This window comes from Moritella marina ATCC 15381, from assembly GCF_008931805.1.
GTDB lineage: Bacteria > Pseudomonadota > Gammaproteobacteria > Enterobacterales > Moritellaceae > Moritella > Moritella marina.
Genome location: NZ_CP044399.1, coordinates 2,517,941 through 2,542,328 on the forward strand (window position 1 = coordinate 2,517,941; position 24,388 = coordinate 2,542,328).

Here is a 24,388-nt window from a genome sequence, read left to right on the forward strand (position 1 = left end):
GACTCACAATTTAAGTTATGGCGCACAGTATAGCAGATAACCGATAGCTGATAACAGGCTAGTGACGCTATATACTGACTCCAAATCTACTTATCTAATAACCAATGTCTTATTTTACTATATACATCAGGATGATAAAGTAGATCCATGTGATTCATATCGCGACCAACCCATTGATGTTGCTCAGGGAAAGTCAGATGCAGTAAATCATCATTATGACGACCAAGTGCACTATCAACATTCACTAAGCCATCGCCAATTAAACCATCACCAACGACTGTTGATTGCTTACTTTTCACTGCCGCAACGGTGTAACAGTGTACACCATTAGGTAACGCCAGCGATCCACGATCGTCAGCGTTATAACTAAAACGATCTTTACCTTGCCAATGTTCATCAATAATCGACCCATAACGTAAATCAGTAATACCAGCGCTACGGATTTGCCCTAACTTAGCAAACGGTAAGCTAAATGGATTTGAGCCCAGTAATATGTCAATCATATTACCGCCTTTTTCAAGCGCAGCGCCATGATGCGGCGTCCCTAAAAAGACCATTTTATGCACTTGCTGCAACCAAGTATGCCCTGCTTTTTCACCATAATGAAAAGCACTCCGCGAAACTAATCCGCCCATACTGTGTGCCAGAATAGAAAGCGTTAGTGGTTGCGGTGATATAGTCATTAAATACTCAAGGAGGGCGGCTAAATCACGGCCATTCTCAGAAATATGACGACCGGTATTATAATGTAAATAAATCGGTTCATAACCAAGATCACGTGCTAACTCAATACCATGATCGTGTTCATCAACTTGCCACTGCAGATCGTTCATGCATAAGCCGTGTACCATCAACAATATCTTGCCATCAGACTTTTCGATCAGATTACGTAATGCAACATCTGTTAATGCGACACCGTCTCGGCGTAATTGCATGATCACAGCAAGCGGATTTTGACGTTCAAGTAGATAATCGCCCAGAACACCATTAAGCATTGAAATGGCTACTTCACGTTTGAGTGATGATTCATGCTGGCCTAAAGCCGAGCCAAACTGTGATAAAGAAAGATCCACTTTATCACCCACGAATGCAGTAATACTACGAATATTGCGATAGACAAAGCCTGTCACACCACGTGTCTTTGTCGGCGTATCTTTGTCATTAAGGCCAAGGCTTAAAATGGTGTAATGCAGTGCTTCAACAATATCCGTTAACCCCGTCACAGCATCTACTGCGAGTTGATTAACACCACGAATATCATTGGCACGATCGGTATGAGACAGTTTAATTTCTAAACTTTTTGATTTTCTGCGGGTGTTAAACATATAGCACCTTTTATATTTAGCGTTAACAACGAATTAAAATCATGACACTGTTGTAACGCTAAATACTTGAATGCGCAATCTAGGTTTTAGTCGCGTTTGCTTGTCGTTGTAATAAAAAGGTAGCAGAGGCTGACAATAGAATACCTGGAACAACTTGCATATTGATACTTTGACCGTTAACGAGCAGTGACAACAAAGCTACAACTGCAGGGTTCATATAAATATAAGCCATCACCCGAGTCGGTCCCAACGCAACCGTCGTCTTTTGGTATAGGTACACCGTCATGAGCGTCGCACCAATCACTAAATACGCCATATAGAATATCGATTCACCTTGGATCAAATGCCACTCGAGCGGTAAACCTGATACCAACAGCGCTAATCCCATCCAAATACAGCCGCCGAGTAACGTGCTAAACACCATGACGATCAATTCGTCACCACGGTATAGACGTTTCATTGAAATTGAATAGCAGCACATAGATAAACAGCCTGCGATAAACAATAAATCACCATTATTAAGTGAGAAATCCAGTAATCGGGATAAGTCGCCACCAAAAATAACCCAACAAGTACCTAAGGCACCAAGCAGGTAAATCATTAACTGTTTTGCTTTAATCTTGTCTTTAAACACCAATACACATAACACAGCAGTAATAAATGGTACCAAGGTATATAAGGTACCAGTATTCAAGGTCGTGGTTATTTTCAGAGCTTCAAACTGACAGATAAAAAACAGCGAATAAAATAGACTAATCACCATCGAACGCGGCAAGGTTCTTAATACCTTGTTACGCCATTTTTTGGTAAATAATATAAACGGTAATAACACACTTACCGCACCAGTAAAGCGCAGTAAGGTTAAAGAAAATGGGTTTATTAGCCCTGCTAGATTTGCAGATGCTAAAAATGAACCCGCCACTAAGGTAGTCGCAAGTATCACGAGAAGGTGAAATTTTATGTTTGATTGTGCCAAGCCAAGGCCTTACTTTTTAAATATGAGTGGTATTTTTCGGCAAGATTAGCACGCAAACAACATTATTTCACTCGGAACTTCGCAGTGTAAAAATTTTCGAGTTAAAATTAGTTTTTGTTTGATCAAAAATAATTTAAGGCATCGCTACTAACTTAAAATATAGCTACGAAGATGAAGCTAACCAATTTGACGTGTCTTGCCATACGGATTCAGACATTGAACGTTTAAAGAACCCAAAATGATCTATCGATCTCATCCCCACTTTTTTCGGGTCGACGACGATCATATCAGACGGTGCATTTTTAAAATGCAACTGCAGTGCTTTAACGCAGCTCGGTGGTGCAAATCGATTGTCATCTGCCATAGCATAAAAACGCATATTACCAGTATAGCGGTGATAGCCATCATGTAACTCATTACCTTGCTCATCTGTATAGAAAGGCTTGCGGCCAAAGCGACTCCAATCGCGGATCACTTGTTTGGGTAAATACTCCGCCCCAAGAACCCACTTTGGTAAGCCCTTATTAGCACTGAAAAATAATGGTAAGACACAATAAAAAAACAATACAGATAATGGCTGGTCTTTACGTTCCCAGTTTTTCCAATGAATTTGCTGTGCAGCAATATTAAGAAATGATGTATAACGATTGTTATTTGGTGTCATGCCCAGTAGTTGCCCACCGATAGAATGGCCAACACCGGCAATTTTCATTTCGGAATAATGGTTTTGTGTCCATGTCAGCACCGCGTCCATATCCAATTGTCCCCAATGTATCATGCTGGCAGGTTTGGCATTCACACTCGCTTGTTTACTGTCGCCAATACCACGATAGTCATAGGTGAGAATGGTAAAGCCTTGCTGGCATAAAAATTCAGCATAGGGTTGATAATACTTACGCAACACCCCTGTCGCACCATTTATAATGACCACGCGCCCATTACTGCACGCTGGTTTAAATTCACTGCCGATAAGTTGATAACCATCCGCGGTTTCAATTTCTACTTTATTTATCATGATATTAATCCATTAACTGCAACATAATTTTAAGTAAGGTACATTGTTATAAAACTTATTTAAGCAAAGCGTGTTTGGTTTAGCATTGGCTGTAATGACAAAGCTATTGTAGATTTTATTGACCTAGGTTCGAAAATGGCGATAACACAATACGAACATCTTCTTATCTGTCATGTTTTACCTTACTATGCCCACTAAACAATGTGCCTAATACAGTATGCCTCTTAAGATAAAGCCTTTAAATAAACCTGTTAGGAATATATGATGCTCTCAGATATTGAAATTTCAAATCAAGCAAGCCCTCAGCTTATCTCTGATATAGCGAATAAACTCGGTATCCTTTCTCATGAGCTGACATCATTCGGAGATGCAAAAGCCAAAGTAGACCCAGCTTTACTAAAGCGCTTAGTAGCAAAACAGCAAGGTAAATTAATCATCGTCACAGCAGTTACGCCGACGCCCCACGGTGAAGGTAAAACGGTAACGACTATTGGCCTAACACAGGGACTTGCGCACATAGGTAAAAAGTCATGTGCTTGTATTCGCCAACCTAGTATGGGGCCTGTATTTGGCGTCAAGGGCGGTGCCGCTGGCGGTGGTTACGCGCAAGTGATCCCGATGCAAGAAATGAATTTACACCTAACAGGTGATATTCACGCCGTTAGCAGTGCTCACAACCTAGCAGCAGCGGCGCTAGATGCTCGTCTATTTCATGAAACTCGATTAAGCGCAGCTGAATTTACTCGCCAGTCCGAGCAAACAGCGCTTAATATAGACCCGCAACAACTCCTTTGGCGTCGAGTTATCGATCATAACGAACGTAGTTTGCGCCATATAACCGTTGGTCTTGGCGCTATAAACGGGCCAGTACATGATTCAGGCTTTGATATCACAGCAGCCTCAGAATTAATGGCTATCTTAGCGTTAAGCCATGATTTAACCGACATGCGAAAACGTATTGGTCGCCTTGTGCTTGCGCTTGATACTTCAGCCAACCCGATTACCGCAGAAGACCTTGGTGTTGCAGGGGCAATGACCGCTATTATGGTCGAAGCAATTAAACCGACATTAATGCAGACCATTAACGGCCAACCTTGCCTTATTCACGCAGGTCCATTTGCCAATATAGCCCACGGTAACTCCTCTATTATTGCCGATAAGATCGCGCTAAAACTGGCCGATTTTGTCGTGACCGAAGCTGGTTTTGGTTCAGATATGGGATTTGAAAAATTCTGTAATATTAAAGTGAGAGAGTCAGATAAAGCACCCGATGCCGCAGTGCTCGTCGTGACGCTAAAAGCGCTTAAGGCTAATAGTGGTATAGCGAGTGATCTCGATATAAATAAACCTGATATGGACAGACTACAAGCAGGGTTTAGTAACTTAAATTGGCATATCAATAATGTGGCTAAATATGGCGTACCTGTTGTCGTCGCTATCAACCACTTCCCTACAGACAGCCAAGCAGAACTCGATTGGTTACAACATGCAGTAACTAAAACAGCTGCATTTGGTTGTGAAATAAGCCAGTCATTTGCCCAAGGTGCCAGTGGCGCGGAGCAGCTCGCTAAGACAGTCGCAGCCGCTACAGAGCAAACCAGCAACTTTAAATTTCTCTATGATGTAAATACGACAATCATCAGTAAGCTGCTCACCATTGCTGAAAGTGGCTATGGCGCTAATAACGTCACACTAACGGCACAAGCAACTCAGCAAATGCAGCGATTTGAGGCGCTTGGGTTCTCTCACTTACCACTGTGTATAGCTAAAACGCCGATGTCTATCAGCCATGATCCTAGCATTAAAGGCATACCTGGTGATTTTGAATTGCCCGTTACCGAGTTGAGATTGAATGCTGGCGCAGGTTTTATTACTGCGCTTGCAGGGAAAGTCATGACGATGCCCGGACTGAATATCAAGCCTAATTATCTTAATATTGATATTGACGATGCCGGCCATATTATTGGCTTAGATTAATGTAAGCCGCTTATCCTGACTATGCTATTTTAGTTATTTCTACTGCGCGGTTTAGCTACCTTTACTGCGTAAGAGTGTAGTAGTTATAACCAATAGGCAGTGATAAGCGAGCAAGTTTTAACAAAACATAAACAGGGGTTCATTTCAATCTGGTTTCGCTCTTCCCAGCAGTGTACAATGCGCGGCTTGTGTGATTTTATTGGAATAAATTATGTTTGTCGGTTTTGACTACGGTACTTCTAACTGTGCTGTTGGGTATGTTAACAATGCTAATCCTGAACTGGTTTCTCTTGGCCAGGGCAGCTCTTATCTCGCATCTACATTATATGCTTCGCATCGTAATATGATCCCGAACTGGGTCGCACGCAACTTACCTGACTCAGTAGCAAAACCTAACTATCTGCAATTACGTCGCGGACCAATTCAAGCGGGTAGCAACCTCATTCATGAAGGCTATGAAGATCAACTTTTCTTCGGCCAAGAAGCCCTTGATACTTATTTAGAAGACCCTGAAGAAGGTTATTACATCAAGTCGCCAAAATCATTTTTAGGCGCGACGAGTTTAAGTCAAACGCAACTCGCACTAATGGAAGATGTAGTCACTGCGATGATCTGCAATATTAAAAATAAAGCAGAATCGCAATTAGACAAGCAAATAACCCAAGTTGTCATGGGTAAACCGGTCAACTTCCAGGGTATTAGAGGCGAAGAAAGTAACAAACAAGCCTTATCCCTGTTAACGACAGCAGCGCAACGTGCTGGCTTTAAAGATATTGAATTTCTGTATGAACCGCTTGCTGCTGGCTTTAATTACGAACAAAGTCTAACGAAAGAAAAGACCGTGCTTGTGGTCGATATAGGTGGTGGTACGACGGATTGCTCATTACTCAAGATGGGACCGGAAAATTACGGTCTGAGCGATCGTTTTCAACATGTATTGGGGTATTCAGGCGAACGTATTGGTGGTAATGATTTTGATATTCATTTTGCCCAAAAATCATTAATGCCATTATTTGGTCTCGGTTCAGACCTCGTCAATGGCTTACCTATGCCAGTAAAACCATTCTGGGATGCAGTAGCCATTAATGACATTGGCAGTCAAACAGACTTTTATAGCCAACGCAGTCTGATTGCATTAAAAGATTTATATAAAAACGCCGAGCAAAAAGAATTGATTGCACGCTTACTGAATGTACAGCAACAAAAGCAAACTTATCAAGTAGTTAATCTTGCAGAGCAGATGAAAAAGCAACTTTCACAAGATAGCAGTACAATCGCAGATTTAAGCTTTGTTGAAAGCGCTCTAACCTTACCGTTAGATCGCCAAGCGTTAGAAATAGCGAATGCACCACAGCTAGCAAAAATTAAAGCGTTAATGGATGAAACCATCACGCTCGCACAAACAACACCGGATGTGATCTTTGTGACAGGTGGTACGGCTAAGTCGCCAATCATTTTCCAATATATTCAACAGCATTACCCTAACAGTGAAATCATTATTGGTGATCACTTTGGCAGTGTAACCAAAGGTTTAACCCGTTGGGCTGAGAAGCTTTTCTCTTAATCAATAGGTTTAATTAGCTTAAGTTTATCAACTTAGAGGCTATTAATGAATCGTTAAATCGAAATGCTAGGTAACAAAAAGGGCTGTCTTATATGATATATAGTACAGCCCTTCTTTTATTCAAGGTTTAAGGGGTATATAAACCAGCTAGAATGTAAAGCTTAAGCTCGCTGACGCACCGACTTGATTATCGCTGCCGTAAGAACCTGCAACATCAAGGTTTAACGTGCCGAATGGGCTAATACCAATACCAGCCGTTAATGAGTCTTCCATGGTGCCTTGCATATCATGTTCGAAACCAGCCCGTAATTGTGCCCAGTGCCATGCATTAAATTCAACACCGACACGTGCGAACTGCGTATTATCTTCCAATTCAACGTAACGCGTTTGTTCTGTCAAATCAACATCAACACCGAACGTAAAATACTCCACTGCATACGCCAAGCCTAACGTTGCTTGCGGGTTCATCTCGTAAGTGTAAATCTGACCAAGCGTTGTTGTCTTGATCTCTTGTGCTAAAACGTCTTTTACCGCTAATGCAACGCGGAGATCGTTCTTCATCCATACCGCACCTAAATCGAAGTTAAACGCAGTTACTTCTGAATCCGCATCTTCTAATTCAAGATCGAAATCATTAACACTAGTCAGGTCTGAATACGTCTGTAAAATTTGATATTTAGGTGTAACGCCGAACGAGAACGATTCACCGTATATTGTATACTGTTTAGCGAGTGCAATACCAAATTCAGAATAACCGAAACCAGTTACTTCCACAGTTGATTTTTCATAACGCTCAGTTGTATCGCTAGACGTATATACATCTATACTAGAAATAGCTTCAACATAGCCACGACCATATATGCTAACTGATACGTTATTACTAGGAATTGCAATTGCAAATGCAACACCAGCAGTGACATTAACAGGGGCATTACCGTCCAAATCATCTAGATAATTATTAATATCACGCTCTAAATCAGCGGAATTAGAACCGCTATTTTCATAATTTTCAATAGTATCTTGTAAATCATTGATCGTTTCTAATGAACTATCTGCATCCTTTGCATTCACGCCAATAGCAGGTAATAAAATACCGACATCATCAGATTCATGAAACACGGCAAGTAATGCCGGGTTATAAAGCGGAGCAACTAAATAGTCTGCAGTCGCAACACCGATATTACCCATTGCATTTGAACGCCCATCAGGTGCATAACTTGCTGCCGATGATGTTAAAGATGTAAAGGCTAATGCGAGGCCAATTGAAATTCCATTTTTTGACATGATGACAACCGTGTCCTTATAATTTGAAAGTAACGCGATTGTAGCCCTAGAAAGGAACCAACGACACTAGCATTAATGCTTTAGTTCAAATTTTTATCAAAATATCAAAAATTAATTAATACTATAGTACTAAGATCACTATTTCACACTTGCCAATACTTGTACTAAACGGCTAACTGCTAATGCGAGATCGGAGTCACAAGCATTGGTAAAGTTTAATCTAAATGCCGGTTTTGTTCCCTCTGCTGATTGATAAAATACCGAACTAGGTACAACAGCAACACCGACTTCAAGCATATCTTTAGCTAATCTATCCACATGACAACCAACTGGTAGCGACAGCCAAATGAACATGCCGCCTTCAACTGATTCAAACTGGCAATTAGCTGGTAATTGTGCGGTTAATAAATCTGCTAAATATTGATAACGCTGGCGGTATAATTGACGTAGTCCATCTAAATGTTTTGGAAAATCGGCATGTTGTAATAGATCTAATAACACTGCTTGCATCGGTTGGCTCGAATGTAAATCAGCGCCCTGTTTAACTCGCTCTAGTGCCGAAATCCATGCTTTAGGGCCACTCGCTAACCCTAAACGAATACCCGGTGTCGCGATCTTAGAATATGAACGCAGTACAATTGCATGCTCAGGACAAAAACTCGATACCAAAGGTAACTCAGTACCTGAAAAACGTAATTCACGGTAAGGGGCATCTTCAATCAGCGCGACATTATACTGCTGACATAGCTGCGCTACTTTTTTACGAACGTCAAGCGACCAACATACCCCGGTCGGATTATGAAAATCCGGTACCGCGTAAAACATCTTAATGGTTTTATTCGCAAAACATTGTTCTAACTCTTGTAAATCAGGGCCGTCTTCACGCTGCTGAATACTTTCAATGCTAGCCTGTGCTAATCCAAATACCTGTAAAGCACCTAGATAACTCGGCGCTTCCATCACCACTTTGTCACCCGCATCTAAAAAGGCACGGGCAATCAAATCTAAGCCTTGCTGCGAACCGGTACACACTAATGCATCTTGTGCATCAGATAATTGATAACATTCGTGGAAATAAGCCAATAACGGAGCATAACCAGCCGTATTGCCGTATTGGAATAATTCTGCACGGGAACTCAATTGCAGAATACTCTGTTCCATTAGCGCTAATGGAAAGTGATCACCATCTGGTAATCCCCCCGCTAATGAGATGACATCTGCCGAGTTAGCGACACTCAAAATTTCTCGGATATAAGATGGTTTAATTGCCTGCAATGATTTCGCTAACTGCATAGTTTATCTCTCTGGTTATTTTTGTTTTATTGGTGTTAACATCTAACTTAGCTGCTACTTTATAGTTTATTAGTTAACTTACCTGTTTAAGCTAATAAAAAAAGCATGAACAAAAGACGACTTTCATCAATACTACGGATAAAAATTTGACATAGCATGTCCATTTATGCGCTTATAGATGTCCATTTATGCTTTTATAAGATCACTAGACCTATGGCAGCGATTTTGAACCTTTCTTCAAATCAGCAAACATCACGAATCAATGATGTACTCAACTTTATTCATAGTGATATCAGTGCAGAACTGCCCGCAAAGCAGCTCGCAGAGATTGCCGCTTATTCAGAACAACACTTCCATCGGGTGTTTAAAAATGTTGTCGGTGAGTCAGTACATCAGTACATCCGCCGTAGCCGACTAGAATTTGCGGCTAATCAGTTAATGTTTGATACCCGTAGTTCTGTTGTCACTGTCGCCACTAAATCAGGCTTTGCCTCAGTATCTTCTTTTAGCCGTGCATTTAAAGCCACTTTTGCCATGTCTCCTGGTGAATGGCGCAGTAAAGATTTAGCCACCAACACACCACCTTATTTACGCGATCCAGAAATTGCAGCGGCTTATTCACGCATTCAAAGTCGAATATTACCCCGAGTACAACTGATTGAATTACCAGAAAGGCATGTAGCTTATGTGCGCCATCAAGGGTACGGTCGTTCTATTCGTCTTGCTTGGCAAACACTCATGGCGTGGGCGAATGTAGAAGGTAGAAGCTATCAGCAACAATTTGGCTTGCATCAGTCTAACCCTGCGTTTGTCGGTTTAGAACAGTGCCGTTATGTGGCTTGTTTAGCGATAGACAACCCCTTGTTACGCCGTGGTACCGTGAATAGTATGGTGATCCCCGGTGGTTTACATGCGGTGTTTAAACTTTCGGGAAAATATGGTGAGTTACTGCCGTATTTAAGTAAGATCATTGAGCAATGGTTACCCTCATCAGGCTTTAAGATGCAATCGACACCCGCTTATGTGCATTACCAAAAGAATCATTTTTTAGACGATGATGAACAGTTCGAATTACAGTTTTGCTTACCTGTATCGACTTTCTTTTAGTGGGACGTTTTAGGACAAATTTGTTGAGAATAGGGATGAAACGCTAGATAGCAAAAAGCCGGAACCTAAATGAATAAGTTCCGGCTTCTCTAAATAATGGCGGAGGAGGAGAGATTTGAACTCTCGAGGAGCTATTAACCCCTGCTGGTTTTCAAGACCAGTGCATTCGGCCACTCTGCCACCCCTCCGCAGCGAGATGAATAATAGGGTAAACATGGTTGCTTGTAAACACAGCTCACAGAATAAATCTAAAATACATTGCTGCCAGTTAAATATTCAGCCAATCGTATAAAAACACAGCGCACCACTGTCAATATAGCAATAATGGTAGGGGATCGAATACACGGCTGTAGTCATGGCTTATCACTCAACACAAAGCTCGACTAGAAATAAGAAAGTAGAAATAGAAATAGAAATAAGTGTTGCCATAAGTGAATACCCAGATAGCAAAAAGCCGGAACCTAAATGAATAGGTTCCGGCTTCTCTAAATAATGGCGGAGGAGGAGAGATTTGAACTCTCGAGGAGCTATTAACCCCTGCTGGTTTTCAAGACCAGTGCATTCGGCCACTCTGCCACCCCTCCGCAGCGAGATGAATAATAGAGTAACTTCAGTATCATGTAAACACACGACACTGAATAAGCTAAAAATAGTTGTCATTCGAAATGTCGAAGCTCAACTTACAGACAAATAGTTGTAATTTGACTCGATATAACGTTTTCACTATTCCAACATCCCCCTACTTCACCTTATTTATAACTCTATTTACACCTCTATTTATCCATCGATGTCGCACCAATTTTATGGATAGAGATATCAGCACCATAATATTCAGATTCTTCATCGAGACGAATACCGACCACTTTATCGATCACACCATACACCAAGAAACCACCAACAAGTGCTACAACAGTACCCGCGATAGTACCGACAATCTGTGCCATCATACTCACCCCACCAAGGCCGCCAAAAGCTTCACTACCAAATATGCCTACAGCAATACCACCCCAAGCGCCACAGAGCCCATGTAATGGCCAAACACCGAGTACATCATCAAACTTAGGAAATTTATTTTGCACTAAGGTAAAGACAGCAACAAATAAACCACCAGCGACACCACCAACAACCAGCGCACCAATCGGATGCATGATATCAGAGCCAGCACAGACAGCGACTAAACCCGCTAAAGGACCATTATGAATAAAGCCTGGATCTTTGTTACCGACCACCATCGCTACCAAGGTGCCGCCGACCATCGCCATTAAACTATTCACCGCCACTAAGCCAGAGATACCATCTAACGTTTGTGCTGACATGACATTAAAACCAAACCAACCAACAGTGAGGATCCAAGAACCTAAGGCTAAGAAAGGAATATTTGAAGGTGCAAACGCAATCACGCGACCATCACGGTAACGTCCCTGACGTGAGCCTAGCACCATGATGGCAGCAAATGCTATCCAACCACCCACACTGTGTACGACGACTGAACCAGCAAAATCATGAAATTCGGCGCCAAATGTTGCGCCTAACCAAGCTTGAAAGTCATAGTTACCATTCCAAATCATGCCTTCAAAAAAAGGATAAACAAAACCGACGATCAAAACCGAGGCGAATAGCATCGGATAGAATTTGGCACGCTCAGCCACACCACCGGAAATAATCGCTGGTATTGCTGCTGCAAAGGTAAGCAAGAAGAAGAATTTAACTAATTCATAACCACTATTTTGCGTTAATTCATTGGCACTGGCAAAAAAGTCCATACCATAAGCAATTTGATAACCGACGAAGAAGTAAGCCAATGTCGACATGGCAAAATCTGTCATGATCTTCACCAAGGCATTTACTTGGTTCTTATGCCTAACAGTTCCCACTTCCAAAAAGGCAAAACCTGCGTGCATGGCTAAAACCATGATTGCACCCAGCAAAATAAACATGGTGTTAGAGCTTTGCACTAACGTCTCTACCGCACTATTAACGTTTTCCAATTTTAAATCCCTCTTTTAGTATCAGCATCATCCAGTACGCTGATATCTCATCCCTGTAAACTCTTCACTTTCCTTGATCTAACAAAAAAGAAAACAAAGGTAAAAACATTAAATATACATTTCATTTACATTGATAATACATCAAGTAACTGTGATGTCTATAGCAGAGCTATCTACTGAACGATATAAGTAATTGAGGCTAACTATACGAAAAGCGCCCAATAAAGGACGCCTTAATAAAACATAATATTGACAGCGAGCACTTAGCTCATTTGTAGCAACAAAGTAAATACAAACACCGTCACCGCAAATGCAAAGCCATAGCTCAATACTTGCTGCCAATCACGGCCACGCTTAATCCCTAAATCATGTAATGCATGAAAGATACGGTGCAAGGTGTGCCATAACGGCAACGCAATTAACACCAATATAATACCAGCGCCATACCAAGTGGTCGCAAAACCATGCAAGGTTTGATAATTAAAGTTGCCTTGATCTATGATCCCCAATGGAATTAGCAGTCCAGTAATTAAAATCATCACTGGTGTTAAAAACGCAGTTAACATGCCACCAGCACCAAACAATCCCCAAAATATCGGCTCATGCGATCGAACGTAGGTTTTCTTGTTCATTTCAGACATATTAGTTCCTTACACCATGATAACGAATAGACAAAAAACAGTCGCAAAAATAAAGGCCGCGTAATGCCCAGAGACAATGAACTTGTCATCAAGCGCTTTACCTTTGATCCATAGATCAACCGCTTTAGGCGCCAAAGAAAACCAGGTGATGGTGTGGTACAGCGCCAGTGCTAATGCGATAAGGTGGACAATAATCGCAACTGGACTTTGTAATGATGTCATCCAGGCATTAAAAGCAGCTTCACCTTGGCTTAATCGCAATACCCCCCACGCCAGTATTAAACTATAAATCGTAATGAATACACTACTGCCTTCACGGATCATGTATTTAGTATAAAAAAGTTGTTTCATCCACCAATCTGTTGGTAACTCTTGTACATAAGGTTTACGTTTGCTCATTGTGACTCCTCACTATGCTGGCTCAGGTTTAAACATGCCAATTAGATAATCTTTACTGCTCTCAACTTTCAGAAGTTGAATCGCTCCAGCAGGATCAACCCCTTTTGGACAAACAACTGAACAATAACCAACAAACGTACAACCCCAAACGCCTTCTTCTTGATTAACAATTTTCATACGTTCTGCTTTACCAGCATCACGACTGTCACGGTTATAACGCGCAAGTAATGCCAGTGCTGCAGGACCGGTAAATTTCTTGTCTAATGCGTACTGCGGACACGCTGAGTAACACAAACCACAGTTAATGCACATGGAGTACTTTTTATATTTCTCCATTTGCTCTGGTGTTTGTTTATAAGCACCGTCAGATAAGCATTTCTTTTCGTTTGATGCGGTTTTTGCAGGGATAATATAAGGCTTTATCTCTTCCAGTTTCTTAATGAAATCATCCATAACGGCGACTAAATCACGCTCAATCGGAAAGTTAGCTAAAGGCTTTAAAGTCAGTGTTTTAGGATAATAATCACGTAAAAAAGCTTTACAACCCAGTTTCGGCACACCGTCAACCATCAAACCACAACTGCCGCAAATAGCCATACGACAAGACCAGCGGAAACTGATGCTGCTATCAAGATTATCTTTAATATATTGCAGCGCTTCTAACACTGACATATCTGCTTTGTAAGGCAGTTCAAAAGTTTGCATAAACGGTTTTTCATCCATCTCTGGACGGTAACGCTGAATATCAATTTTCATCGTTGGCTGAGTCATTATTTTGCCTCCTGCGCTAATTTCTCACCAGCTGCACCATAGGCACGGACTGCAGGCTGGCTCTTGGTGATCTTCACTTCGCTATAATCAATTTTTGGTGCTTGATCAGCTTGATAATAAGCCATCGAATGTTTCAAAAACTTATCATCATCGCGCGCTTCAAAACCATCAATACGTTGATGTGAACCACGAGATTCTTGACGTAAAATAGCACTGTGCGCCATCGCTTCAGCGGTATCGAGTAAATAACCCAGTTCAATGGTATATAAGAAATCAGTATTGAACACACTCGATTTATCTTCGACCTTGACGTTTTTATAACGCTGTTTTAGCTCGGCTAATTTATCAATGGTCTTTTGCATCGATTCTTGAGTACGGTAGATGCCCACGCCCGCTTCCATGCAATCGCCCATCTCTTGACGGATATCCGCTGACTTTTCACTGCCATCACTGTGCAGTAAATCATTCATGCGTTTAATCACCGCTTCAGTTTGTGCTTTCAGTGGTGCGATATCTTGATGTTGAGTATTTTTGGCATATTTAGCCGCTTCTTGCCCTGCTAACTGACCAAATACAGCTAACTCAGTCAATGAGTTCGAGCCTAAACGGTTAGCACCATGTAAACCAACGGATGCACATTCACCAATGGCATATAAACCAGCCAGTGAGGTCGCTGTTTTCGCATTAGTGGCAATACCGCCCATGGTGTAATGCACAGTTGGACGTACAGGGATTGGTTCATGCACAGGATCAACACCAACATACGCTTTTGCCAATTCACGAATGAAAGGCAAGCGTTCATTGATTTTCTCTTCGCCTAAATGGCGTAGATCTAGATAGACATAATCACCACGGTCGCCTTCAACAACACGACCTTTTTGCTGCTCTTGCCAGAAACATTGGCTCAGTTTGTCGCGCGGACCCAGTTCCATGTATTTATTCTTGGTTTGACCAACGGGTACTTCCGGTCCTAAACCATAATCTTGCAGGTAACGATAGCCGTCTTTATTCACTAAGATACCGCCTTCACCACGACAACCTTCGGTCATTAAAATACCGCTACCTGGTAAGCCTGTTGGATGGTATTGCACAAATTCCATATCGCGCAATGCGATGCCATGGCGATAAGCCAGAGACATGCCATCACCCGTTACAATGCCGCCGTTAGTGTTGTAGCTATACACACGCCCAGCACCACCCGTTGCCATGATCACCGATTTAGCTTGGATCAGTTTGATTTCACCTTCAGCGATATCAAGAATGACCACCCCCTGTATCTTGCCGTCTTCTACGATTAAATCTAAACAAAAATGCTCATCGAAACGGGTAATTTTAGGATGCTGAACAGATGTCTGGAACAATGTATGCAGTATATGGAAACCGCTTTTATCTGCTGCAAACCATGTACGTTCGATTTTCATGCCGCCAAATGCACGCACGTTTATCGAACCGTCAGGTTTACGACTCCATGGACAGCCCCAATGCTCTAACTGGGTAAGTTGTTTAGCTGCATTCTCGACAAAGTACTCGACAACATCTTGGTCACACAACCAATCGCCACCTGACACAGTATCGTTAAAATGATTATCTAAAGAGTCATGATCTTGTGCAACGCCAGCCGCGCCACCTTCGGCCGCAACGGTATGGCTACGCATTGGATAGACTTTGGAAATCAGCGCAATATCCAGCTCGGGATTATTTTCCGCTATTTCTATCGCAGCGCGTAAACCAGAACCACCAGCGCCAATAATGGCTACATCTGTTTGAATTATTTTAAATTTATGCATTTTCACTCACATCAAAATTGATGAACCTTGATTTCTCAAGATTATTCGAATTGCGAATAACGCATCGACTTGGCACCTGCTTTAACACATGATTAGGCCGCGCGTTATATTGTTGTTTTTATTATTTTTTATCTTTGCTTTTATTTTCGGCTAACTTGGTTAATACCCGCATTAACAAATGAATACGCGGTGTTATTGATTCAAGTAATAAATACTCATCCGCACTATGAAAACCAGCACCAATGGGTCCGAAACCATCTAATGTTGGTACTCCTAGAATGGCCGTATTATTGGCATCCGAGCCGCCGCCTGCTTCTTTCCAATTAATCTTAATGGCTAATGCTTGCGCTGATTCCTCAACGAGTGTCATCAATGCCTGTGTTTGCTCAGTCGGTACCATTGAAGGCTTGTAGGCTTCACGCACTAATTCAATCGAGACACCGTCAACGAATGGTGTTTGTGTCATGCCATTTAAAGCTGTATCAACCTGGTCGTATTCCGCGTTATCCCAGAATCGTACATCGACGATAGCAGTCGCTAAATCTGGGACAATATTGGCGCCAGCACCACCCGCAACAACACCGACATTTAACGTGGTGCCCGACTCAAAATTAGTCATTGCGTTGGTTGCTAAGATCCAATTCGCCATTTCAGTAATTGCACTGCGCCCCTTGTCAGGCTCATTACCCGCATGCGCGGCTTTGCCCTTAAAGGTCATTTTGTAACGGGCCATTCCTTTACGTGCTTTAACCAAACCACCGTCTGCGCGTGCAGCTTCAGCAACTAAGACATGTTTAGCTTGCTTGGCTGTTGCTTGGAGCCAGTCAACAGAATAGAGCGAACCCGTTTCTTCATCTGGATTCATACATATACAAATCGACAACTCATCCAGTACCGATTGCTCAATATGACGTAATGCGTAAACTACATTCAGTAAACCTGACTTCATATCAGACACACCAGGACCATACGCTTTAGTCTCATCGGTCGTCATAGGGCGCTCAGCAGCAGTACCAACAGGAAAAACCGTGTCCATATGTCCAAGCAACAACACATCGATATCTTCCGCGTCTGGTTTATTACGCACTTCAAGACCAATACCCGCTTTACCACAATCAATTTGTTTAATAGACCACCCATTCATTGCCGCATATTTCGCAGTCATTTCACTGACAATGAACGCAATACCGTCAACAGTATAGGTACCGCAGTCGACATTGATGAGCGGACGTAATTCTGCTAAATATTCATTTAAAGATAAATTCATTGTGTACCTCTTAAAGGATGATGTTCATAACGAGCATCGCACCAAATGCATTCAATACTGAAATTACGATCATAACTGGAATGTAGCGACCTTCAGTGCCAATAGGTCCCATAATACGACCCATGTATTGCACTTGAGAGCCCATCAAATAGATAGCCGGTGCAAGAATTGCAATATGAGCACCATTCAAAATACCTTGGTCAAATAAAGTGATAACCACACCGACAGCCCCACCCATCGACATCCAGGCACCAATTAATACCGCAGCAGCTTCGCCAGGTAGACCAAAGACTTCCATTATCGGCGAAAACACAGTACCCATTAAGGCAAGAGCACCCGTGATCTGTAAGGCTTTAATAATCACAAAGGCCATCAATACATTTGGTACAGTAGAAGTCGTTGCAATGACCCAACCTTTTTTAGCGCCTTCAACGAAGATGTCGGTAACCATAGGTTTTTTTGCTGTTACATTACTCATTACACTGTCTCCTCAAGCATTTTCTTGTCGTTATCTTTGGTACTGCCTTCCTTGCCCTCGGTAATGTTCAAATAAAGACGGAATAGATTTGCGCCAACAAATTTGAATGCGAACATCACGATAACGGCAAGCCCAATAGAAGAAGGTACAGCCGTAGATCCGTCGGGATTTGTTAAGGTAAAGAGCACTGCGCCTGAAGAGAAGAAGTTCACAATGGCGGCACCCGCTGTAAATTGGAACATCGTAAAGACATCGGTTTCACGTTTGGTTAAATGTTTTTCATCTTTTAACTGACGTGTCATTGCCGCACCCGCATCGGTACTTTGCAGTGAGGCGATAAGGGCGAGACCTGAGTTTCCAGGGATCCCCATTAATGGGCGCAATAGCGGTGTTAATAATTTACGTGCTGCTTTTAGCGCACCGTAATGCTCAAGTACATTAATCATACCTAGCGCAAACATGACTGTTGGGATGAGGGTTAACGCAAAAATGAAACCGTCACGCGCACCACTACCGCCTTTACCACGCAGTGAGGTTGTTGCAACTTCGACACCATCGGCCGTGTCAGACACTGAATATGCCACCTTACCGAAAGAACCATTAAGAGTGGTGAAATCAAATACGCCATACCATTCGTTCGATTTCATCAGACCAGAGAAAAAGACGATCGCAAAAACAAGTGCAATATATCCACCGATCTTCACTTTCGGATCCTTGACAGTTGGTTCAGTCATAAACACCTCTATATACTTGTCAGACAAGGGCAAAAATTGCCGAATAACCTCGTAACCATTTAGGGGTATTCTGAATGAGCTGAGATTAAAAGAATTGATTTGCATCAACAAAAACAACTAAATAGAATCAAGGTGTTAATAGTGCTTATATTTTGTGACCAGGCTTTAATTGCAGACTTATATATTGTAAAAACGAGAATGTTGAAGGATATTATCGGTAACCTGCAGGATTGATAGAGATAAACAACTTTAGGTGTGAATTATTTAGTGAAATAGCTATTTCACTCTATCAATTCAATATTAGCTCGGGAGAGTTTCATTTTTAACGAGAGATGGCATTTAATAAGAGCGTCACTATCTCGTCTAAAAAACGAGCAGTAAAAAGTGCATTAATATTGTTTCAGATACAGTGCGGCATGCTGGTAAAGGTGCTAAAAAGCACTAAACGACAATGTCAGCTTAGTGCTTTCAATATATTAACTAACTATGTTGACTAACTATGTTATTTTTTCACTTTATCTATCTTCGTTGCGCAAGTCGATGACCAAGAATGGCCTGACAACACCAACAAGCCAGCAAGAATGCCTAAGTTTTTAATGAAGTTTTGCATTTCATGTGCGCCTTCAAGACCCGCTAAGTTCCAGAAATCATGCAAGTTCACATTAATCACCAACACTAAACCTGCCAGTAATAACGCCAAAATCGCAGTATAACGATTGGCAATCAGTAAGATCGCAGCCACAATCTGAAATACGCCTGCAGCTGCAAGTAATACAGGCACGAATGGCATGTTATGCTTTTCCATTAGGCCGATGTGCATATCCCAAGATACAAACTTCATAATACCTGGAATTAAAAAATACAGTGCCAGTAAGATACGACCAGCGGTTAATAACATCTTATCCATCTTATGCTTCACCCTTTACGCTCAGTTGCACATCGATATTACCGCGAACCGCATTTGAATAAGGGCAAACTTGATGTGCTGTTGCAACTAACTGTTCTGCATCTGCTTGTGGTAACGCAAGCTCAATGGCAAGGCTAACTGTTAATGCAAAACCACCCGTTGCGTTAGGACCAATACCCACTTCAGCAGATACCGGTGCAGCAGTCAGTTTAATTTTCATTTCACGGGCTACATGCAAAATAGCATTCGAGAAACAAGCCGCATAACCTGCTGCAAATAACTGCTCAGGGTTTGTTGCTTCACCCGTTCCACCCATTGCTTTTGGATAACTTAATGCTAACGATAACATGCCGTCATCTGTTGCTACTTGGCCGTTACGACCCGCTGATGCTGTTGCAGTTGTTGTATATAGTGTAGTCATCATTTATCCCTATCAATAAATTATAAGCCGATTCTAAAACTGGCTTTTAAATAATTTTAAAATAACGCGCACTTAGATTGCGCGCAACTCAATTGCAGTCACTATAATCCTGATAACACTTAATTACAACTAGATTGTGCACAATTTATTTTTAATTTGATAATTTAGATAATAAAAAGCCCGAACATGACTGGCATGTTCGGGCTGATATAAGCAAAACAATTTTATAGGCTGGCTACATGCTCAAGCAATTGCTGGTTATTAGCAACTGCAACTAAGCGACCTTGGTTATAAAAAGCAACGTCATTATTCGCTAAGCGTTTACCCGTTATTGACTGTTTACTGCCGTCTACGTACGCTACCTGTAATAGCAGACTGTCATCATCAAGTACTTCCATTGATGTTGATTGCACCGATACCTGAAGATTTGTCAGTGGTGCACTGCGTAATGAAGGGTCAATATCATCATTTACCTTCATCCATGCTTCCACTGGTGTATCAGCAACAGCGGGGCCTTTTTTAGTGATCGGGTTAGTACCAGTCCAAAACTCGATGCTGTTAATCACCATCAAATCGACTAATGACGTAACGCCATACACGGGTGCTGCCAACACATAAATCCCAGCACGGCCATAACGGTTATCAACGGCTTTTAAGTTTACGCCCATTGCTAGTTGCGTCAGACCCATTTGACCAATACAACCCGTTAACCCAGATACTGATGCTGCGATAACCGTTGCACAAATCAATTTTTTCATTTTCATTTTACTTTCCATTCGCTATTTTAATAACATTACTTTAATAAAAGCTGCGTTAATAAATACGAACGGTTTAAAGGTCGTATTTATTATTTTTCTTGAACCGTAAATTGCCCTAAAGCAACGCCGGTATTACTGTATAAAGTTAATATCTTATCAATCACTTTATAATTATCAGTTGCTGATAATGCGGCTAAAAACTGTGTTTCCAAGTTCATTTGTTGAAAGCACATTTTCTTTGTTGTAGCTAATTCTGTCAGACTCACGTTATTTGTAAGCACATCATAACGACCACTAAAACGATTACAGCCAGCAAAACCGACCACCTTGTTATCATCTTGAGTGAATACAAGGTGAGGATGTTGCTGAGTGATATCCGCAGTGATCGCTTGTGTCCCTAACATCGACAATTGCCAGTGTGTATCAATCAAGCTTACTTGGCCGTCACTTTTTGCTTCGTGGCGTACTTGCGACACTAAAATTTCAGTTGGTTTTGCGCCAGCATTGGCAAATGCATCAACCTGCTCTGTATTAGTAAACAATAATTGGCCATCAAGCGTGATTTGCGCACGTAAAGCATAACGATGTTGCGGTTTAATTAGCGTTTCGTTATAGCTTAAATTAATTGCGTACGGTGGCGCACTCGCGGCTGTGATCGTCTGCTTGGCGATGACTTCAGCGGCGACATCCATTTTAGACACATCTTCTAAAATTAAACTCACTTGTGCGCCAGGTGGCAAAGCAATACGCTGTAAATAGAATACGTTGGCAGTCAAGGTTTGTTGCTTAAGCGTCACTGATTGTTCTACTTTAGCTGCTTGTTGATCTGTCGTGACACAACCAGCTAAACTGATTAATAACCCGGTAATGACAGCTGCAGTCAATGCCGTTTTACGATTTCGTCTATATATATTTTTTTGCATGTAAATAGCCACCTTTAAAGAGTTTTTGCACTTATTACTTGAATCCGGAATCACACTCTCGAGATTAGAATGAACCGCATTAATTAGCAAATGATAAAACACTTCTGGATATAAAATTAAGTAAACAAGATCGGGTTAAAACCAGAAGCGGCATAATACACAATAAAACAAACCATACAATAGCACTATGTATGATAAACATATTATTAATGGATAAACCGAGATTATTTCAACATAATACTCGGTCAGATCAAATTAAGCCGTATGGTAGCAAAAACTTTCGAGACAGAAGGCGCTTACGGGGCTGTAGGTGCTGTCGATGGAGCGGGTTTAGAAGGTGCTGTCGATTCAGCTGGCATCGTCACCCCTTCCGAAAGTGGTACAGCGTTAACAACTGCCGCAGGGGCCTGTGGAATAGCTTTCACCATTAACTCAAATAACTGCCCAGAGAGCTTATCTAAGCTAGGTAAATCTAATGTCGCAGAATATAAAGGTTTGCCATCATTTTCAATTCTAGCGCGCACTACATAGTCGCCATTACTGTCAAATGCAGCGGGATCATACTGCAGCGAAATATTGTAAGGCGGTGACGTCGTCGCTGCGATAGTCTTTTGCCCCAGCATTGAATGGCTAATATCAGTTTGAGACACATCTTCTAGCGTCACCGTAATTGTAGATGATGGCGGTAACGTTGAACGTTCTAAATAAATAACCCGCACTTCTAGATTCTTCTTCTTCGGCGCCACCACTACCGTATTGACCTGGTCTTCAAACACCACGCCCCATACCGGGATATCTTTTATCTGCATTGGTGTTACTTTTAGCGGGTTTTGTTCAAGCAGCGTAAAGTTAGCCGTTTTACCCACAACGATAGATCCAATTGTATCTTCCAGTCTTAATGTATAAGCGGCATTAATGGTAATGGCTTGCATCGCTTGATAAGCAGTAATACGCTCACCTTGTGACACCTTCTTACCTGTAGATGTAATTCGGTTAACAGCCGTCCACGCTAATGTTAATGGCTCCATGGGGGCCATTGAAAAATCAGAATGGAATGACACAGGCACATCATTTTTCATTAAACTATTAACACGAACTAAATTCTCAGCACGCTTGCTACCTAGCCCGACTTCCGCGTACTTATCTGCTAGCGCCCATAAGTAATAAGGATTAACCGAGGCATCAATATCTAAATCAGCCAATTGCCTCACTTGAGCAGGGGTAAAATAGCCCATGTGATGTAGCGTCAATCGATGATCTTCACGTGCTAATCGAGCCTGATCGGCTTTATTAAAATCCAATACTTGCTGAATACCTAAATCGCCATTGGCATGCACGTGGATCTGATAACCGTTATCCCAATAAAAACTTAACTGCTGCTGAAATAAATCCAACGGCGTCATCCACTCACCTTCGTGACCATCAAGATAACCGTCTTTCATCTGCATTAGCTGAGAATAAATAGCACCATCGGAAAACAGTTTAACCTGCTTAGGTAAAAACGTAATGTTATCGGTATTGTATTCGCTCTCTAAGGTTTCAATGAAGTCTAACGCTTTCTGATTACTTTGACCCTTGGCGTTATATAAATAAGTGCCACTTGGGATCAGAAATACATCATAAGGAGGCTCTTGGTCCATTTCCGATTTGAGTGGTTTATACTCCAATTCAAAATTAGAGCTTGGAAAGCCGGGTTCCGCAATGGTCGTAATTCCGTTTTTAAGCACCAATTGTGACATGATCTTCAACCCGAGTTTATAACTTTCAGGATTAATTAAATCTGCTGCAATTTTAGGGACTAATGCTAACCAACCACCTTCATAAAAATGACCTTTATCCCAATCAACTTGTGGGTTGTCAGCAAAATCCGCCTTTTTAAGAGCAAACTTCTTTATCGCTGCATCGTTTAAGAAAACTTCATGGAAAGAACGGTGAATGATCGCCACCGGCTTATCTGGTGACAATTCATTTAATATTTGACGTGTTAATTCACCATGCCAAAGCTGATGATAACCCCAAACAAAAAACACCTTATCTTCTTTAGCATTGGCTTCAATTGATTGTTTTAAACGTTCGAGATAAGCGAAATGCCCAGAGACGCCCTTTTTAACTTCGCTCGGTAGTACCCAATCATAAGGTGCAATAATTTCATTAGGTAACATGATTGCGGCAATAGAAGGATGTACATGCGGTTCGATAAAACCCGGCAGCATGGTTTTACCGCTAATATTAATCAGTTTGGTATTATCGCCACTGAATTTCATCGCTTCAAGTTTGCTACCGACAAAGATGATCTTGGTATCTTTAGTCGCAACAGCTTCAGCATAACTCGGTAGCACGTCAGCCATCGTCAGAATATCACCGCCAAAATAAATTGCGTCAGCAATAACCTGCACAGCTTTTATAGGCGGTACTTTTGTATCCGATATTGTTGTAGCAGGTACTTTTATAGACGATGCCTTGGTAGCTTGTTCTTCACTTACTGGAGTGGCCGTTGTCAGCGCATTCGAGGCGGTATTCAAGTCACTATTCAAATCGTTAGTTAGAGCGGTCGTTAAGTCTGTATTTAAGCTAGCAGTCGTCTCAGCTTTGGTCGTCGTCGAGGCATTAACTTGCAGACTAAATAATAGCGCGCACAATAGCGTTATTTGCATAAAATACTGCATAAACGACTGTACAAAAACAGAAAACGATTGAATAGGGCTAGTTAAGCCTTGAGTGGACATTACGTCACTCCCTTTAAACTCAGTGAAAGTGGGCATAAAGTAACATA

21 protein-coding genes and 2 tRNA genes are annotated in these 24,388 nt (G+C 41.7%); 3 read left to right on the forward strand and 20 right to left on the reverse strand.

Annotated features, from left to right (window positions below; translation table 11 throughout):
- Positions 1–86 precede the first annotated feature (86 nt).
- From FR932_RS11295 to FR932_RS11305, 3 genes are all read right to left on the reverse strand, one after another.
- Positions 87–1,325 (reverse strand): esterase/lipase family protein, encoded by a 1,239-nt coding sequence (locus tag FR932_RS11295; protein ID WP_019442711.1) that lies wholly within the window; start codon positions 1,323–1,325, stop codon positions 87–89.
- Positions 1,326–1,404: 79 nt separating this feature from the next.
- Positions 1,405–2,301, reverse strand: coding sequence for a DMT family transporter (locus FR932_RS11300; RefSeq protein ID WP_019442712.1), 897 nt, complete (start codon positions 2,299–2,301; stop codon positions 1,405–1,407).
- A gap of 163 nt (positions 2,302–2,464) precedes the next feature.
- Positions 2,465–3,316 (reverse strand): alpha/beta hydrolase family protein, encoded by an 852-nt coding sequence (locus FR932_RS11305; protein ID WP_019442713.1) that lies wholly within the window; start codon positions 3,314–3,316, stop codon positions 2,465–2,467.
- A gap of 264 nt (positions 3,317–3,580) precedes the next feature.
- Here FR932_RS11305 and FR932_RS11310 point away from each other — a divergent pair, with 264 nt between their 5' ends.
- Together FR932_RS11310 and yegD are read left to right on the forward strand one after the other, a co-directional pair.
- On the forward strand, positions 3,581–5,293 hold the full coding sequence (locus FR932_RS11310; protein WP_019442714.1) for a formate--tetrahydrofolate ligase: 1,713 nt from the start codon (positions 3,581–3,583) through the stop codon (positions 5,291–5,293).
- Positions 5,294–5,504: 211 nt separating this feature from the next.
- On the forward strand, positions 5,505–6,857 hold the full coding sequence (gene yegD / locus FR932_RS11315) for a molecular chaperone (RefSeq protein ID WP_019442715.1): 1,353 nt from the start codon (positions 5,505–5,507) through the stop codon (positions 6,855–6,857).
- Between the two features lie 147 nt (positions 6,858–7,004).
- Here yegD and FR932_RS11320 read toward each other — a convergent pair whose 3' ends face one another.
- Positions 7,005–8,141 (reverse strand): conjugal transfer protein TraF, encoded by a 1,137-nt coding sequence (locus FR932_RS11320; RefSeq protein ID WP_019442716.1) that lies wholly within the window; start codon positions 8,139–8,141, stop codon positions 7,005–7,007.
- Positions 8,142–8,279: 138 nt separating this feature from the next.
- A complete protein-coding gene (locus tag FR932_RS11325; protein WP_019442717.1) occupies positions 8,280–9,434 on the reverse strand; it encodes an aminotransferase-like domain-containing protein in 1,155 nt (384 codons plus the stop codon).
- 213 nt (positions 9,435–9,647) lie between these two features.
- Here FR932_RS11325 and FR932_RS11330 point away from each other — a divergent pair, with 213 nt between their 5' ends.
- Entirely contained in the window at positions 9,648–10,541 is an 894-nt protein-coding gene (locus FR932_RS11330; RefSeq protein ID WP_019442718.1) for an AraC family transcriptional regulator, read from the forward strand.
- Between the two features lie 97 nt (positions 10,542–10,638).
- On the opposite strand, the gene FR932_RS11335 is transcribed toward FR932_RS11330, so the two are convergent.
- The 15 genes from FR932_RS11335 to FR932_RS11405 form a co-directional block, all read right to left on the reverse strand.
- Positions 10,639–10,729, reverse strand: a tRNA-Ser gene (locus tag FR932_RS11335).
- A 305-nt stretch (positions 10,730–11,034) separates the two neighbouring features.
- Positions 11,035–11,125 (reverse strand) — tRNA-Ser (locus tag FR932_RS11340).
- 189 nt (positions 11,126–11,314) lie between these two features.
- Positions 11,315–12,529: an ammonium transporter gene (locus FR932_RS11345; protein WP_019442037.1), complete on the reverse strand. Its 1,215-nt coding sequence runs from the start codon at positions 12,527–12,529 to the stop codon at positions 11,315–11,317.
- A gap of 263 nt (positions 12,530–12,792) precedes the next feature.
- The gene (gene frdD / locus FR932_RS11350) at positions 12,793–13,170 is read right to left on the reverse strand and encodes a fumarate reductase subunit FrdD (protein WP_019442036.1); all 378 of its coding nucleotides are present in this window, start codon (positions 13,168–13,170) and stop codon (positions 12,793–12,795) included.
- Positions 13,171–13,179: 9 nt separating this feature from the next.
- Positions 13,180–13,569 (reverse strand): fumarate reductase subunit C, encoded by a 390-nt coding sequence (locus FR932_RS11355; RefSeq protein ID WP_019442035.1) that lies wholly within the window; start codon positions 13,567–13,569, stop codon positions 13,180–13,182.
- A 12-nt stretch (positions 13,570–13,581) separates the two neighbouring features.
- The gene (locus FR932_RS11360; protein WP_019442034.1) at positions 13,582–14,340 is read right to left on the reverse strand and encodes a succinate dehydrogenase/fumarate reductase iron-sulfur subunit; all 759 of its coding nucleotides are present in this window, start codon (positions 14,338–14,340) and stop codon (positions 13,582–13,584) included.
- Positions 14,340–16,127 carry a fumarate reductase (quinol) flavoprotein subunit gene (frdA, locus tag FR932_RS11365; RefSeq protein ID WP_019442033.1) on the reverse strand — a complete coding sequence of 596 codons (1,788 nt, stop codon included), beginning with the start codon at positions 16,125–16,127 and terminating at the stop codon, positions 14,340–14,342. The genes FR932_RS11360 and frdA overlap by 1 nt, the downstream gene beginning before the upstream one ends.
- A gap of 121 nt (positions 16,128–16,248) precedes the next feature.
- A complete protein-coding gene (locus FR932_RS11370) occupies positions 16,249–17,394 on the reverse strand; it encodes a M20 family metallopeptidase (RefSeq protein WP_019442032.1) in 1,146 nt (381 codons plus the stop codon).
- Between the two features lie 10 nt (positions 17,395–17,404).
- Positions 17,405–17,872 (reverse strand): YjiG family protein, encoded by a 468-nt coding sequence (locus FR932_RS11375; protein ID WP_019442031.1) that lies wholly within the window; start codon positions 17,870–17,872, stop codon positions 17,405–17,407.
- Positions 17,872–18,606, reverse strand: a complete 735-nt coding sequence (locus FR932_RS11380; RefSeq protein ID WP_019442030.1) for a nucleoside recognition domain-containing protein — start codon at positions 18,604–18,606, stop codon at positions 17,872–17,874. Before FR932_RS11380 ends, FR932_RS11375 begins: the two co-directional genes overlap by 1 nt.
- 502 nt (positions 18,607–19,108) lie before the next feature.
- A complete protein-coding gene (locus tag FR932_RS11385) occupies positions 19,109–19,513 on the reverse strand; it encodes a DoxX family protein (RefSeq protein ID WP_019442029.1) in 405 nt (134 codons plus the stop codon).
- Position 19,514: 1 nt separating this feature from the next.
- Positions 19,515–19,934 carry an organic hydroperoxide reductase Ohr gene (gene ohr, locus FR932_RS11390; protein WP_019442028.1) on the reverse strand — a complete coding sequence of 140 codons (420 nt, stop codon included), beginning with the start codon at positions 19,932–19,934 and terminating at the stop codon, positions 19,515–19,517.
- Between the two features lie 224 nt (positions 19,935–20,158).
- A complete protein-coding gene (locus FR932_RS11395; protein WP_019442027.1) occupies positions 20,159–20,698 on the reverse strand; it encodes a DUF3332 family protein in 540 nt (179 codons plus the stop codon).
- Positions 20,699–20,781: 83 nt separating this feature from the next.
- The gene (locus FR932_RS11400) at positions 20,782–21,615 is read right to left on the reverse strand and encodes a YbaY family lipoprotein (protein ID WP_019442026.1); all 834 of its coding nucleotides are present in this window, start codon (positions 21,613–21,615) and stop codon (positions 20,782–20,784) included.
- Between the two features lie 296 nt (positions 21,616–21,911).
- Positions 21,912–24,341 carry an amidohydrolase family protein gene (locus FR932_RS11405; RefSeq protein ID WP_019442025.1) on the reverse strand — a complete coding sequence of 810 codons (2,430 nt, stop codon included), beginning with the start codon at positions 24,339–24,341 and terminating at the stop codon, positions 21,912–21,914.
- Between the last annotated feature and the right edge of the window lie 47 nt (positions 24,342–24,388).

Excerpts from the sequence above, each read along its gene's own strand:
- FR932_RS11295 (WP_019442711.1), bottom strand. The coding sequence starts at position 1,325 with ATGTTTAACACCCGCAGAAAATCAAAAAGTTTAGAAATTAAACTGTCT.
- FR932_RS11305 (WP_019442713.1), bottom strand. The coding sequence starts at position 3,316 with ATGATAAATAAAGTAGAAATTGAAACCGCGGATGGTTATCAACTTATC.
- FR932_RS11310 (WP_019442714.1), top strand. The coding sequence starts at position 3,581 with ATGCTCTCAGATATTGAAATTTCAAATCAAGCAAGCCCTCAGCTTATC.
- yegD (WP_019442715.1), top strand. The coding sequence starts at position 5,505 with ATGTTTGTCGGTTTTGACTACGGTACTTCTAACTGTGCTGTTGGGTAT.
- FR932_RS11320 (WP_019442716.1), bottom strand. The coding sequence starts at position 8,141 with ATGTCAAAAAATGGAATTTCAATTGGCCTCGCATTAGCCTTTACATCT.
- FR932_RS11325 (WP_019442717.1), bottom strand. The coding sequence starts at position 9,434 with ATGCAGTTAGCGAAATCATTGCAGGCAATTAAACCATCTTATATCCGA.
- FR932_RS11330 (WP_019442718.1), top strand. The coding sequence starts at position 9,648 with ATGGCAGCGATTTTGAACCTTTCTTCAAATCAGCAAACATCACGAATC.
- frdD (WP_019442036.1), bottom strand. The coding sequence starts at position 13,170 with ATGTCTGAAATGAACAAGAAAACCTACGTTCGATCGCATGAGCCGATA.
- FR932_RS11355 (WP_019442035.1), bottom strand. The coding sequence starts at position 13,569 with ATGAGCAAACGTAAACCTTATGTACAAGAGTTACCAACAGATTGGTGG.
- FR932_RS11360 (WP_019442034.1), bottom strand. The coding sequence starts at position 14,340 with ATGACTCAGCCAACGATGAAAATTGATATTCAGCGTTACCGTCCAGAG.
- frdA (WP_019442033.1), bottom strand. The coding sequence starts at position 16,127 with ATGCATAAATTTAAAATAATTCAAACAGATGTAGCCATTATTGGCGCT.
- FR932_RS11370 (WP_019442032.1), bottom strand. The coding sequence starts at position 17,394 with ATGAATTTATCTTTAAATGAATATTTAGCAGAATTACGTCCGCTCATC.
- FR932_RS11375 (WP_019442031.1), bottom strand. The coding sequence starts at position 17,872 with ATGAGTAATGTAACAGCAAAAAAACCTATGGTTACCGACATCTTCGTT.
- FR932_RS11380 (WP_019442030.1), bottom strand. The coding sequence starts at position 18,606 with ATGACTGAACCAACTGTCAAGGATCCGAAAGTGAAGATCGGTGGATAT.
- FR932_RS11385 (WP_019442029.1), bottom strand. The coding sequence starts at position 19,513 with ATGGATAAGATGTTATTAACCGCTGGTCGTATCTTACTGGCACTGTAT.
- ohr (WP_019442028.1), bottom strand. The coding sequence starts at position 19,934 with ATGACTACACTATATACAACAACTGCAACAGCATCAGCGGGTCGTAAC.
- FR932_RS11395 (WP_019442027.1), bottom strand. The coding sequence starts at position 20,698 with ATGAAAATGAAAAAATTGATTTGTGCAACGGTTATCGCAGCATCAGTA.
- FR932_RS11400 (WP_019442026.1), bottom strand. The coding sequence starts at position 21,615 with ATGCAAAAAAATATATATAGACGAAATCGTAAAACGGCATTGACTGCA.
- FR932_RS11405 (WP_019442025.1), bottom strand. The coding sequence starts at position 24,341 with ATGTCCACTCAAGGCTTAACTAGCCCTATTCAATCGTTTTCTGTTTTT.